8 protein-coding genes are annotated in these 15024 nt (G+C 35.5%); 1 reads left to right on the top strand and 7 read right to left on the bottom strand.

What is annotated here, in order from left to right; translation table 11 throughout:
• From IWX84_RS15200 to IWX84_RS15175, 6 genes are all read right to left on the bottom strand, one after another.
• A partial coding sequence (locus IWX84_RS15200; RefSeq protein ID WP_196851605.1) for a hypothetical protein occupies positions 1-3791 on the bottom strand: 3791 nt, incomplete at its 3' end.
• Between the two features lie 718 nt (positions 3792-4509).
• Entirely contained in the window at positions 4510-6357 is a 1848-nt protein-coding gene (locus tag IWX84_RS15195) for a CocE/NonD family hydrolase (RefSeq protein WP_196851604.1), read from the bottom strand.
• Positions 6358-6518: 161 nt separating this feature from the next.
• Positions 6519-8546, bottom strand: a complete 2028-nt coding sequence (locus IWX84_RS15190; RefSeq protein WP_196851603.1) for a protein-disulfide reductase DsbD family protein — start codon at positions 8544-8546, stop codon at positions 6519-6521.
• Positions 8546-9853, bottom strand: a complete 1308-nt coding sequence (tilS, locus tag IWX84_RS15185) for a tRNA lysidine(34) synthetase TilS (RefSeq protein ID WP_196851602.1) — start codon at positions 9851-9853, stop codon at positions 8546-8548. The genes IWX84_RS15190 and tilS overlap by 1 nt, the downstream gene beginning before the upstream one ends.
• 13 nt (positions 9854-9866) lie before the next feature.
• Positions 9867-11021: an ATP-binding protein gene (locus tag IWX84_RS15180; RefSeq protein ID WP_196851601.1), complete on the bottom strand. Its 1155-nt coding sequence runs from the start codon at positions 11019-11021 to the stop codon at positions 9867-9869.
• Positions 11022-11146: 125 nt separating this feature from the next.
• Positions 11147-12433 (bottom strand): anthranilate synthase component I family protein, encoded by a 1287-nt coding sequence (locus IWX84_RS15175; protein ID WP_196851600.1) that lies wholly within the window; start codon positions 12431-12433, stop codon positions 11147-11149.
• A 325-nt stretch (positions 12434-12758) separates the two neighbouring features.
• Between IWX84_RS15175 and IWX84_RS15170 the strand changes: the two genes are divergently transcribed.
• Entirely contained in the window at positions 12759-13136 is a 378-nt protein-coding gene (locus tag IWX84_RS15170; RefSeq protein WP_196851599.1) for a DoxX family membrane protein, read from the top strand.
• 81 nt (positions 13137-13217) lie between these two features.
• Here the strand turns inward: IWX84_RS15170 and lpdA are convergent, their stop codons facing one another.
• Entirely contained in the window at positions 13218-14621 is a 1404-nt protein-coding gene (gene lpdA / locus IWX84_RS15165) for a dihydrolipoyl dehydrogenase (RefSeq protein WP_196851598.1), read from the bottom strand.
• Positions 14622-15024 lie beyond the last annotated feature (403 nt).

Here is a 15024-nt window from a genome sequence, read left to right as displayed (position 1 = left end):
ACAGTGGCAGTAGCCGAACATTCTCCTGTGGCATCAGCCAAGATTGGTGTTACCGGAGCAGTATTGTCTTTTACAACTATGTTTTGTGTAGCTGTTGCTGTTAATCCAGCACCATCTGTTACGGTCCAAGTCACCACTGTTAATCCTAATGGGAACGCAGTAGGTGCATCATTGCTGACTGAAGCTACTGAACAATTATCTGCTGTTACTGGAGTGCCTAAAACCACATTGGTAGAAGTACATGCAGCATTCGTTGTGCCTGTTGTAGCTGTAGGTGCAGTAATCGTTGGGTTAATGTTATCTTTCACCGTTACCGTAAAACTACATGTATCTGTGCCACAAGAATTTGTTGCTGTAATAGTTACATTTGTTACACCTTTTCCAAAAGTTGCACCACTTCCAGTACCATTAGTTGTTGCTAATGTAGTTGCGCCGCTTAGTGAATAAGTATAGGTTGGCGCAGGTGTACCTGTAGCAGTTGCTGTGTAGCTTACTGTTGCATTACAAACGCCTGCTGAAGTATCTGAAGTTAAATTTGAAGGGCAAGTAGCGAATACTGGAGCTTTGTTCACTGTAATAGTTACACTACCACTTGCCGATGCGCTACAACCTGGTGTATCTCCGTAGGCGACACTAACAAGATTATAAGTTGTATCAGAAGTTAAAGCTGCTGTTGTGAGTGTAAAATTCCCACCATTATTTAGACTGGCTGTAATGTTAGAACCTCCATTAATATTATAAGTTACTGTTCCATCATTTGGACCAGTGAATTTGATTAATGTCGTAGAGCCAGAACAAATTGGGTTAGCGCCAGTAATTGAGATAGTTGCAGCAGGTAAAGCTCTTAGGGATACCGTTGCACTGCCTGAAAGATCTGCTGCTATTGATGAACAGTTTGCATTGCTTAAAGTAAGGATACTATAAGTAGTTGCTATGCTTGGACTGACAGAAACACTAATAGGACTACTGCTTCCACTAAACGGAATGCCGCCAGTTATAGTTCCGCTCCAAGGACCAGTTCCTGCTACTGCTATATTTAATGTCGTACTGTTGCCAGTACAAATGGTTTGCGTTCCACTGATTATCCCTGTTGGACGCGGATTAACTGAAAGCGTAATCGCATTACTTGTTGCAGTTGGTGTAGAGGGACAAATTGCATTGCTTGTCATAACAACAGTAATACTACCACCTGTTGTTCCTGTCTCTGTATATGTTACTCCAGTTCCAACTGCTGTAGTTCCTTTGTACCACTGGTAAGAAGGCGTAGTTCCACCATTGGTTGGTGTGGCAGTAAAGGTTACTGCGGTTCCAGAACATGTTGGATTCACTCCTGATGTTATTCCTATACTTACGGACGTTGTAAGGATTGGATTAACTGTTAAGGCAATTGCATTACTTGTTGCAGTTGTTGATGTAACACAGCTAAGACTACTCGTCATTAAAACTGTAATGCTACCTGCTGTTGTTCCTGGATTGGCGTATGTTGAAGCTGTTTGACCTACTATATCCACACCGGCTTTTTTCCATTGATATGAAGGTGTACCACCGTTGGATGGTGTTGCAGTAAAGGTTACTGAGCTGCCATTACAAGTTGGATTGATTCCTGATGTAATTGCTATGCTTACCGATGGTGTAACCTTAGCAGTTACAGCAAGTGCGATAGAATTACTTGTTGCAGTGGGTGTAGACACGCAAATTGCATTGCTTGTCATAACAACAGTAATACTAACACCTGTTGTTCCTGTATCAGTATATGTTGAAGCTGTTTGACCTGCAATATCAACACCGGCTTTTTTCCATTGGTAAGAAGGTGTACCACCGTTGGTCGGTGTTCCAGTAAAGGTTACTGCGGATCCAGAACATGTTGGATTAACTCCTGATGTTATCGCTATGCTTACTGATGGTGTAACATTTGCAGTTACTGCAAGCGTAATAGCATTGCTTGTTGAAGTGGGTGTAGACGGACAACTTGCATTGCTTGTCATTACGACGGTAACAACACCTCCTGTTGATCCTGCGTCAGAATAAGTAGCACTGTTTGTTCCGACATTCCCTCCGTCTTTTTTCCATTGGTAAGAAGGCGTAGTTCCACCATTGGTTGGAGTTGCAGTAAAGATTACTCCGGTTCCAGAACATGTTGGATTCACTCCTGATGTTAGTGCTATACTTACGGATGTTGTAAGGATTGGATTAACTGTTAAGCCAATTGCATTACTTATTGCAGTTGGTGATGTAACACAGCTAAGACTGCTGGTCATTACAACTGTAATGCTACCTGCTATTGTTCCAGGATCGGTATATGTTGAAGCTGTTTGACCTACTATATCCACACCGGCTTTTTTCCATTGATATGAAGGTGTACCACCGTTGGATGGTGTTGCAGTAAAGGTTACTGAGCTGCCATTACAAGTTGGATTGATTCCTGATGTAATTGCTATGCTTACCGATGGTGTAACCTTAGCAGTTACAGCAAGTGCGATAGAATTACTTGTTGCAGTGGGTGTAGAGGGACAAATTGCATTGCTTGTCATAACAACAGTAATACTACCACCTGTTGTTCCTGTATCAGTATATGTTGAAGCTGTTTGACCTGCAATATCAACACCGGCTTTTTTCCATTGGTAAGAAGGTGTACCGCCGTTGGTTGGCGTTGCGGTAAAGGTTACTGAGCTACCATTACAAGTTGGATTAACTCCTGATGTTATCGCTATGATTACTGATGGTGTAACATTTGCAGTTACTGCAAGTGTAATAGCATTGCTTGTTGCAGTTGGTGTAGACGGACAAATCGCATTGCTTGTCATTACAACTGTAATAACACCACCTGCTGTACCTGCATCTAAATAAGTAGCACTGTTTGTTCCTACATTCACTCCATCTTTCTTCCACTGGTATGATGGTGTTGCTCCGCCATTGGTTGGCGTTGCTGTAAAGATTACTGGTGTTCCAGAACAGGTAGGATTAGCTCCGCTGGTAATTGAAATGCTTACGGACGGTGTAAGAATTGGATTAACTGTAACAGTTGGATTTAAAGTTGGACTCGTATATATGTCCTGTCCCGTTGGAATACTCGGACAACTACTATTTAAAGATGCTAAGCCAGTCAATGAAAATGGAGAGCCCGCTGTAGTTGTTGGTGTAGCATTGATTGAGAATACCACATCATCATTTGATCCAAGTTTTGTGGAATTCGATAATGTAACTATATTACCTGATAGACTAATAGTCCATCCAGCCGAGGTATAGGAAATAATTGTTGGGGTACCTAAACTCGAAAATGTTGCAGGTAAGGTTACCTTAATACAACCAACCTTATTATTAGAGCTATTACTAGTTCCTGTAGCCGTTAATGTAAAATTTGTAGAAGTGTTAAGACATGCTGACGTGGGTGATATAGACAATGTCCATGAAGCACTATCCGTAAACAACCACTCCGCATGTCTTAATGATGTAACCCCATCCGCAGTTAATTTAAAATTTGCCCCAGCGGCATCCCCATCATTAGGCACCCACCATGTGGATGAAACATCCCCATTTGCATCTGCAATAGCGGTGAATGGTTGATGGTATTGTGCATCCGTACCGGAGGGAACGCCATCGGTATGTAAGACTTGTAAGGTTACCGTTTCACCTGGCGTAAAACCAGTTCCTGTAATTATTGCGGTTGCTCCAGGAGGATAATCCAATAGATCAGTTGCAATTGTCTGCCCAAAAGCCAGACTAGCAAAAAACAAATTGGTAATTAAAAAAACGAAGGTTAAAAATCTTGATTTAGGTAGAAATGTTTTCATACTTATTGAATTAAAATAATTATATAAAAAATACGATATGTCTAACTGTAAAATGTAAATCAATAGAATGGGGGTTCTATTTGGCTGATTTATTGCAATGGAAATCATTTGAAAAAAATAAAAAATGCTTTTCTGTAGGTAAAAAAACATCTTAATAAGAACCTAATTTTTAGATACTTGAATACTAATGTATAAAATTAAGAATTCATTAATCTTCTTTTTTTTACATTTTCGATAAAATGACTATTTAAAGCTACCAACTACATATTTTGTATTTTTCAACTTAATGAAAATGAAAAAAAATAGTAAGAATGTAATTTTTTTAAATCAATTTTTATATTAAATTGAAAAATTTTTTCTTAAAAAAATTGTTGAATTATCGTAATCTAAAGTGTTCTACATCTAACTAAAAACAAAAATCAATGCTGTTTTTATTAATTCACAAAACTGAAATTGAGAAAACTCATATATAATTACATTTCCATACTGCCGGATTGAAAAAAATATAATTCCTATTCCTACTTTCATTGCGTTAATTAATCGTTCACAGGTTGTAGATATACCTAGGATTCGATTGAATAATCTAAGCAGCAATCAATAAATATGGAGCAAAAAAAATCCCATTCACCTAGGCGAATGGGATACTCGGTCTTAGAAATAAAGCTTATATTATTTTTGAAATTAAAAATTAAAATTCAATTCAAAAAGATCATTTTTCTTATTTCAAAACAGTAAACTCTATTTGAGAGTCATTGTAAACTCTGTGTGTTTGCTTTTGGAAATCTTCTGGTTTTGCATAAAAAATATTATTTACAAAAGTCTGTGGATTCAAATCAATTAATGGAAAACAGGTACTTTGAATTTGAATTTGGATTTTGTGTCCTTTTTTAAAGGTATGGAAAACATCTTGCAATTTGATGTTAACCGCCGTTTTTTCATTGGCAACAAAAGGTTCCGGATTTGAAAAACTATTTCTACAACGCCCACGCATCACTTCGCTTCTAACCATCATATGATAATTACTCATTTTCAGGTACGGAGCAATTTCCTTGGTTTCCGCTTCGTCTTTTGGAAAAACATCAATCACTTTAACAATCCAATCGGCGTCAGTTCCTGAAGTCGAAACTTTCAGTTTGGCTAAAATATCTCCTGCCAAAGTAGTATTATCGTTTAGAACTTCGGTTTCAAAAACTACTACATCCAGGCGTCTTGCAGCAAATCGCTGATCGTCCGTCATATATTTCCTTGGCGTAATTCCTTTTTGATTAATATCTTCAAATGATGGAACCGGTTTTTTAGGATCACTTATAAATTCTTGAAATGATATATTCTTAGCTCCCATTTTTCTCAATTTATTTTCCTGCAAAAAGAAATCTTGCTTCTCCGTATTTTTGGGTGGCCAAGTCTCGTATGTTTTCCACTCTTTGTTACCGGTATCAAAAACATAGGCTTCGGGTAGTTTATTTTCCCCTTTTCCATTATTTTTCAAAAAGTGACGAAAAAAGTTGGCTTCAATATTTTTCTGAAAAAACCCAGAAATACTATCTCCAAATTTAATATTACCAATAACCTGTTCGGCTGAATTTCTTGCCCAATCCCCGTGACTCCAAGGACCCATCACGATAGTATTGTAATTTTTGCTGCTTTTTTCAATCGTACTGTAGGTGTTTAATGGACCATACAAATCTTCGGCATCGAACCAACCTCCAACAATCATTACTGCTGGTTTAATCGTTTTCAAATGCTGTAAAATGCCTCTTTTTTTCCAAAAATCATCATAGTTAACATGCTCTTTTAGCTGTTGCCAAAATTCGTCTTCCTTTCCATAATATTTATCTAAATTAGACAAAGAACCAGCGTCTAAAAAAAACTGATAATCATCTTTTGTGCCTAAATCCGGAAATTTGTACCATGCTTCAGTAGTTCGTTTTGACTTTTGTGGGCCAAACAATGGAGTTGCCTTCCAATAACTTAATAAGTACGCTCCGTTATGATGAAAATCATCAAAAAAGAAATCACTGATACAGGCCTGTGGAGAAACGGCTTTCAATGCAGGATGATTACTCAATAAAGAATAGGTAGCATAGAATCCAGGATAAGAAATACCCCAAGTCCCGACATTCCCATTGTTATTAGCAATATTTTTAACTAACCAATCGATAGTGTCGTAAGTATCTGATGCCTCATCGGTGTCTTTTTTACTTTTTTTATTGGGTATGTATGCACGCATATTGTCGTATAATCCATCGCTCATAAAACGACCACGAACATCTTGATATACTACAATATAACCCTCTTTCATCATTGTCTCACTTGGCGAAATGCTTTTTTTAAATTGGTTTTCCCCGTAAGGAGCGCAATTATAAGGTGTTCTTTGCATGATAATCGGATATTTTTTGGAGACATCCTTTGGAGAATAAATAGCAGTAAAGAGCTCTACTCCATCACGCATTTTAATGTGAACCTCTTTTTTAGTGTAATTTTCAGCAACAAAATTCACTTTATTGTCTTGTGCAAAGACTAGTGCTCCAATAAATAAAAGTGAAATAACAAGTAATTTTTTCATGAGTTTGATTAGATAAAATGTTTTGAAAGGTAAAAAAATCTCAATGATTAAATTGAGATTAATGGTTTTGTTTTTTCGAATCTAAAAATTTACGTTTTAAACGTAACAAGTAAACAATTTTAAAACTAACCGCGGTAGCAATCCAATTTTAGAATCCAGTATTACTTTGTCTTATTAAAACTTTCGATTCCAGTTTTTAGCCACATTTCATATTCAGCGGCTGCTACATAACTGATTGTTGGTTTTGAAATATTTAAACTATTTCCTTCCAAATCAGTTAGAACATATAAAGGCTGGGTATTGGTTTTATATTTTGAAATCATAAAATCCGTCCACTTATCCCCTGTCGTTTCGATATCAGAACCTGTTGTTTTCGAAACAAATTGTTCGTTTTTAGGCAACTCTCGTTTATCATCCACGTATAAAGAAATTAGTACGACTTGATTTTTTAACAAGGATAAAACACTAGGTACTGACCAGACATTATTTTCCATTTTTCTGCAATTCACGCAGGCATAACCCGTAAAATCAAGCATTATGGGTTTATTTACTGTTTTGGCGTAGGCCAAACCTTTCTCATAATCATCAAAAACAACCAAACCGTGTGGTCCGCTTTTTGCCCCATCCGGCAAAACAACTGATGATTCCGTTACTCCGGAACCTCCAAAACCCATTGGACTTTCGCTATATTCCATTGGCGGCGGAAAAGCATTAATTAATTTTAATGGTGCTCCCCAAAGTCCGGGAATTAAATATATGGTAAAGATTAAAACAACTAATCCAAAGGATAATCTTCCCACAGAAATATGAGGTAAAGGACTGTCGTGCGGTAAAGTAATTTTTCCGAATAAGTAGAAGGCTAACGTTCCAAAAATAGCAATCCAAATAGCCAAGAAAACTTCCCGTTCTAATAAATGCATTTGCAAAACCAAATCAGCATTCGACAAAAATTTGAAAGCCAAAGCCAACTCCAGAAAACCTAATACTACCTTTACAGTATTCAGCCATCCACCTGATTTTGGTAAAGAATGCAACCAACCCGGAAACATGGCAAACAACATAAATGGTAAGGCTAATGCTAATGAAAAACCGAACATTCCTATAATTGGAGCGATACCTCCCTTGGAAGCGGCTTCCACTAATAATGTTCCTACAATAGGTCCCGTACAAGAGAACGACACAATGGCCAGTGCCAATGCCATAAATAAAATTCCAACTATTCCGCCTCTGTCGGCTTGACTGTCTACTTTATTAGCCCACGATTGAGGCAGCATAATTTCGAATGCACCAAGAAATGAAAATGCAAAAACAATTAATAAAACGAAGAAAATGATATTAAACCAAACATTCGTTGATAATGCGTTCAAAGCTCCGGCACCAAAAATCCAAGTCACTAAAAATCCTAAGACGACGTAGATAAATATAATGGAAACCCCGTAAATAAGTGCATTTTTAATCCCTTTGGCTCTTGATTTACTTTGCTTGGTAAAGAAACTTACCGTCATTGGAATCATCGGGAAGACACAAGGCGTAAGCAAAGCGGCAAATCCAGAGAAAAAAGCGATAAAAAATATGGACCATAGCCCTCTTTTAGTTACAGGATTTGAATCAGGCATATTAACTTTAGTAGGAATAACAGTCGCTTTTTCTACTTCGGTTTTTACAACCGTTGAATCTGATTTTACAGTACCTGCAGCTATAGCCTCTTTTTTAGAAGCATCAACTGAGGTTTTTAACGCTGAAGGAATCGCAAAAGTGAATTTTTTTTCCAAATTAATACACGCCTCTTTACAGACCTGATAATTCAAATCGACTTCAATTGTAGTAAGCTTTGGATTTATGATTGTAACCTGTTGCTGAATTTGAGCTTTATCGCGAAAAAAAGTTTCATTAACACCAAAAACATCATTAAAAGCGGTGGTAGTTTTGCTTTCTTTAGCTTTGCCCACTAAGGTAAAATTCCCTTTTTGATTTTTAAAAATAACCTCTAATGGCAGTGGTCCACCGTCAGGAGTGAACTGGGAATACATATGCCAGTCCTTTTCTATAACGGCATTAAAAGTAAGCAGGTAATTATTCTCCGATTTTTTTTCGATTTTAGTAGTCCATTTTGCAGGATCCAGAATTTGTGCATTTACTTTGGCGAAAGCCAAAAAAACAAGCAGTAAAAAAATAATTTTATTCCTCATTATTCTAATTGTATTTTAAGTATGTTTTCTTTTTTATTTTCTATTCTAAAACGTTCATCCTGACGAATCCCAATAACCCAGACTATTTGATTATTGGAACATAAAAGCCATGTATTTTCTTTTTCAATTAAGGACAATTTTTCGTCTTTAAAAAGCTTGCTTACTTTTTTGGATTTTCCTTCCATTCCAAAGGGCTGAAAAATATCTCCCTCCTTCCAATGGCGCAAAACCATAGGAAATTGTAATTTTTCCGCATCCACAAATATAGTTGTATTTGAAACTAAACTAATGTCGGCTACTTTACAAAACGAAAGTTTTAAGGGAATCTTAACTTCTTGCTGATTTTCTTCAATTACAAACTCTTCTTCATGTACAAAATTTATTGGACTTAGAATTAAAGAATCTCTATCTTTCAACAATCGATATTCCGTAGAAAAAACCTGTTTACCTGATTGACTTTCGACCAAATCATAAATATCGTCCCATGCCGAAAATCCAAATTCATTGAGCCATTGGTACAAATACGATCTATAATTCGGTAATTTCTTCAGTTGATTCAAATCAAAATGAATATCGTCACCTTCTTGCTTTGCCACTTGCTGATAAACTATTATTGAAGCATCTTCAACCATATCTTGTGCTTCCTGCAAATAGGTTTGCGTTTTTTGAAAGGCAGTTAGAAAATTGGAATTTAGTTCTTTTAACATTGGAACTAAATGATGACGGATTTTATTCCTCAAATATTTATCCGAAGCATTAGAGCTGTCTTCTCTCCAATGTATATTGTTTTCTTTTGCATAATTTTCAATTTCTTCCCTCGAAAAAAGTAAAAGTGGTCTAATTATGTTTTCATTTTTCTCCGGTATTCCAGTCAAACCCTCTAATCCGGTTCCTCGAGTAAGATTTATCAGAAAGGTTTCCAGATTATCATCGGCGTGATGTGCCGTCAGAATATAATCGTACTTTTCATTTTCCAAAAGCTCATAAAACCAATTGTATCGCAACTCCCGAGCGGCAACTTGCGTCGATAATTTATAATCTTCAGCAAAAGCTTTAGTATCAAATTGTGTTACAAAAAGAGGAATCGTGTTCGCATTTGCATATTCCTGAACAAAATTCTGATCTTCAAAACTTTCCATTCCTCGAAGCTGAAAATTGCAATGCGCAATCGCTATTTCATAATTTAACTTATGAAACAAATTAGCCATTACCATACTGTCTAATCCTCCGCTTGTGGCCAAAAGCAACTTTTTCCCCTTTAAAAACTGGAAATTATGGGTGAGATCATTTTGTAATTTGTGTAGCATTTTTCAAATTTAGTTATTTTAAATCATACCAAGAAATAACATTGGCAATGGTACGTTTTTGATTATCCAATCCTGCGTAAACCAACGTTTTGCCCCTCACATTATCCTTGGCGAGATTCTCAAAATAAAGCAATCCCTTAAATAAATCCTGAGACACTGTTGCCGTAGCCTTAATTTCGATTACATCCAGCAAATCATCGTCCTGCGAAATCAAATCGACTTCATGACCGGCTGAATCGCGCCAAAACCAAAATTCCTTCATTAAATTCTGATGATAATTTTGCTTCACATATTCAGAAACTATCATGTTTTCAAACAGATGTCCTATGTATGAATTGAATTTAACTTGATTTTCATCTTTTATCTTCAATAAATGACAAAGCAATCCTGTGTCATAAAAATAGAGTTTTGGACTTTTGATTACCCGTTTGTCATAATTTTTATGATGAGGTTGCAGTAAAAACAGGATGTAACTGCTTTCTAAAACCGAAATCCAAGCTTTGGCAGTAGGTTGGGTAATACCGCAATCATTAGCCAATGAATTTAAGTTCAATAATTGACCCGCACGGGATGCGCATAAACTCAAAAAAGTCCTGAAAGTCCTAATATCCCTAATATTTATAAGTTCGGTAATATCACGCTCTACATAGGTTTGAATATAATTGCTATAAAAAGAACCTGCTGGGATATCCCTGTCATAAATAGCGGGATAAAATCCTTTGATCATGGCTTTTATGTAATCATTTGAAAGCAAATTAGCCGATTTCATTTCATTAAAATCGAAAGGTAATAATTTAAAAAGTGCCACTCTTCCGGCTAAACTTTGTGCGATATTGTTGATCAAATGAAAATTCTGTGAGCCTGATAAAATAAATTGCCCCATTATTTTACTATCATCTACAATGTTCTGTAAATAAGAAAACAGTTGAGGAACTCTTTGTACTTCATCAAAAATGCAATATTTCGAATATTTTTCGAAGAAACCATTGGGATCATTTTCTGCGAATGCTCTCAAATCGGGATTCTCTAAACTCAAATAAGTATAGTCGGGAAAAACTTCTTTTAACAGCGTTGTTTTTCCGGATTGTCTTGGACCAGTTAAGGCAAGTATTGGATACTTATCCTTGAAAAAAAGCATTTGTTTTACAATCGCTCTATCGACAGTCATAACGTATTGTTTATAAGGCAAATATATTAATTAATTTCGAATATACAATACTTTAATTTTGAAATTACACGACTTCAATTTTGAAATTACACGACTTCAATTTTGAAATTACATAAAATTTAAGATCACTGTAAAACAGCAAACATCGCTTTTGCCTTGAGCAAACATTCCTCATATTCCTTTTCCGGAATAGATTGTGAAGTTATGGCACTTCCTACTGAAAACGAAACGTATTTATTTTCCTCATTGTACAAAATACTTCGGATCACCACGTTGAAATCAAAGTCGCAATTTGGTGTAAAATAACCTACGGCTCCACTATACAAACCGCGTTTTGTTTCTTCTAGTTCTTCAATAATTTTCAGTGCCGAAATTTTTGGTGCTCCAGTCATACTTCCCATAGGAAAAGTAGTTCTTATAGCGTCAACAGCGGAGTATTGACTATCTAATTTTGAAGTAATCGTAGAAATCATTTGGTGCACTTGCATAAAAGAATAGATGACACATAATTCAGTGACTTCAACAGAACCTTTTTGAGCCGTTCGGGACAAATCATTCCGAACTAAATCAGTAATCATGATATTTTCGGCACGTTCTTTTGGGTCTAAAGCCAATTTATTTCTTGATTTTTCATCTTCAATTGCATCCAAAAATCTCTTGGTCGTCCCTTTAATAGGTTGCGAAATTAATACATCTCCCTCTTTCCTTAAATACCGTTCCGGTGAAGCTGATAGTAAAAAATGCTTGTTGTTCTTAAAATAAATGGCAAACGGAGGCTGAGAAATTTCGTTGAGTTTTACAAATTTTTCTAATGGATTGATAGTTGCATTTTCGGCAAAAAACTCCATACAAAAATTAGCTTCATAAATGTCGCCTTGATGAATGTGTTCCAATATTTTTGCCGCTTTTTCAAGATAATTTTCTCTTGAAATTCGTTGCCGGATTGTTATTTTCTCTTCAATTTCAACTTTCGACTTTTGACTCTCGACCATTTCCTCAAAGTCTTCTTCCACTTCTTCATCACACATTTTGAGATATTGAATTTCGAGTTGATTTCCCTTCAATAAAAATATTTTTTTAGGTTGAAAAAAAAATAAATCGGGAAAATCCAAACCATCAAGATTATTAGATTTCAAATGTTCCACATCGTTTTTTAAATCATACGACAAATAGCCAAAAAGCCAATCTTTAGTAATTTGCTGATATTGATTTAAATCTTCGAAAGCGTTGTGATAATCTGTTTTTATAGCGGTGAAAGCATCTACGGCAAGAATACAATCATAACTGGAATACTGTTGCGGATAAGAATTGCTATCCATAAAAATGACTTCACGGAATTGTTGTCCCCAAAATAAAAGTTGCTGTTTGAACGCCTTTGGATCCGAAATTTGCTTGTGAATAGAAGTTCTCAAAAATTATTTTTCTTTAAAATTCAAAATTACAATAAAATATTTCCTTCAATAAGAGATTACTGTAAAAATTAACTGATTTTTTTGTAAATTTGTTATAGTAGATTGATTTTTAATTTCTTAACCTTTTGAATCAGTATTGTCTGAGCGGTCTAATTCTATTTGAATTTAACGATTTAAGGCCTACAAAATTATTTAATTTTACACTAAACTGGGATTAAATTTAAATCCACATTCAGTTATATGCAAACGGGAATTTTTTAAAGAATGAAAGTGCCAAATCTCAATAATATATTTTAAATGTGTAACCAATTTAAAACCATATATCATGAAAATTGCAATCATAGTTGTTCGATCATTACTTGGAATCCTTTTTCTTTATACCTCAATTAGTTTTTTTTTACATCTAACACCAGAGGCTGAAACAACCGGAAACTTCAAAGCATTCAATGTCGGTTTAATGGCGTCAACCTATTTGTTGCCTTTAGCAAAATCTCTCGAATTTCTCTGTGGAGTTTCATTTATTACCGGTCGATATGTAACCCTGGCTAATCTTATAATTTTACCGGTTACTTTAAATATATTATTGATCAATTTTTTCCTAACACCGCAGAACTTACCTATTGCATTATTTGTGTTTTTTGGAAACATATTTTTAATCTTTACCCACTGGGGAAATTATAAAAGTTTATTTGTGGCTAAATAATTTGGCTTTATAAATACAAAAACCCGTCACGTATTAAAACGAGACGGGTTTATTATTATAAAAAAAAATTGTGTTTTCTATTTACACATGCAACGCTCTATTATCAGTAGCGGCTAATGCAGCTTCTTTTATTGCTTCCGCAAATGTAGGATGTGCATGAGACATTCTAGAAATATCTTCGGCAGATGCTTTGAATTCCATTGCAGTTACTGCTTCGGCGATTAAATCGGCACAACGAGCACCAATCATGTGAACACCTAAAACTTCATCCGTTTTTGCATCCGCAAGAATTTTTACAAACCCGTCTAAATCTCCTCCTGCTCTTGCACGACCTAGTGCTTTGAAAGGAAAACTTCCAGATTTGTATTCGATTCCAGCTGCCTTCAATTGTTCTTCTGTTTGTCCCACTGCAGCAACTTCTGGCCAAGTATAAACAACACCAGGAATCAAGTTATAATCGATATGTGGTTTTTGACCTGCTAATATTTCGGCAACCATTGTTCCTTCTTCTTCTGCTTTGTGAGCAAGCATCGCTCCACGAACTACATCACCAATTGCATAGATATTAGGAATATTAGTTTGTAAATGATCGTTTACCTCAACCATTCCTCTATCAGTTATTTTCACTCCTGCTTTATCAGCGTTTAATCCATCCGTGTAAGGACGACGACCTACAGAAACTAATGCATAATTCCCTTCAAGAGTAATTGTTTCGCCTTTTGCATTTTCGGCTTGAACAGCAACAATATCGCCATTTCTTTCTACTGATTTCACTTTATGTGAAACGTAGAATTTCATGCCTTGTTTTTTCAATACTTTAGTCAATTCTTTAGACAACGATGCATCCATTCCTGGAATTATTCTGTCCATGTATTCAACTACAGAAACCTGAGCTCCTAAACGTAAATACACTTGTCCAAGTTCAATTCCAATAACTCCACCACCAATAATGACCAAATGTTTTGGCACTTCAGGAAGTTTCAGCGCTTCGGTAGAAGTGATGATTCTTTCTTTATCGATTTTGATAAATGGCAAAGAAGATGGTTTAGAACCTGTGGCGATAATGATATTTTTAGCTTCGATAGTTTCAGAAGATCCGTCTGCTTTTGCAACAGCAACATGTGTAGCATCAACAAAAGAACCCAATCCTTCGAGAACGGTAATCTTATTTTTATCCATCAAAAATTTTACACCACCTACTGTTTGGTCAACAACGGCTTGTTTACGTGCAATCATTTTTTCCAGATTCACTTTTACTTCACCCGAAACTTCAATTCCATGATCTGCAAAATGAGCGATGTCGCTGTAATGATGTGAAGAAGCAAGTAATGCTTTTGAAGGAATACAGCCTACATTCAAGCAAGTTCCACCAAGAGCGGAATATTTTTCGATAATTGCTGTTTTGAAACCCAATTGTGCACAACGAATTGCTGCTACATATCCGCCTGGTCCAGAACCTATAATGACTACGTCAAATGAACTCATAGTATATTTTTTTTATTGTGTTTTTATAAAATGTTGCACAAAATTAAGGAATTAAGTTTTGTTTAAAGTTTAATTCAGAAGGTTTTTTGTTACGAAAATGCAGTTATAAACTTTAGTGAAAATAAGATTTAAGGTTTTTTGGAAGGATTTCTAGAAGTATGAAAAATAGAGTAGACAATAATTTCATTCTTAAATACTTCATAGATGATTACAAAAGGGAATTTTTTAAGCGCTATTTCTCTAAAGCAAGGCTCTTTTTTTATCGCAAATAATTTAGGGTTCGCTTCTATTATTTTTAAATATCCTTTTCATTGTTGTCCGATAAAAAAGAAGCCAAATTAATGGCTTCTTAAAATAATCGTAATTTAGAGTTGCAAAATTCAAATAACGATGGGTAAAAATA

Source organism: Flavobacterium sp. CG_9.10, assembly GCF_015752245.1.
Taxonomy (GTDB): domain Bacteria; phylum Bacteroidota; class Bacteroidia; order Flavobacteriales; family Flavobacteriaceae; genus Flavobacterium.
Note: the sequence above shows the minus strand (reverse complement) of the source record. Positions and strands in the feature narration are given on the sequence as shown.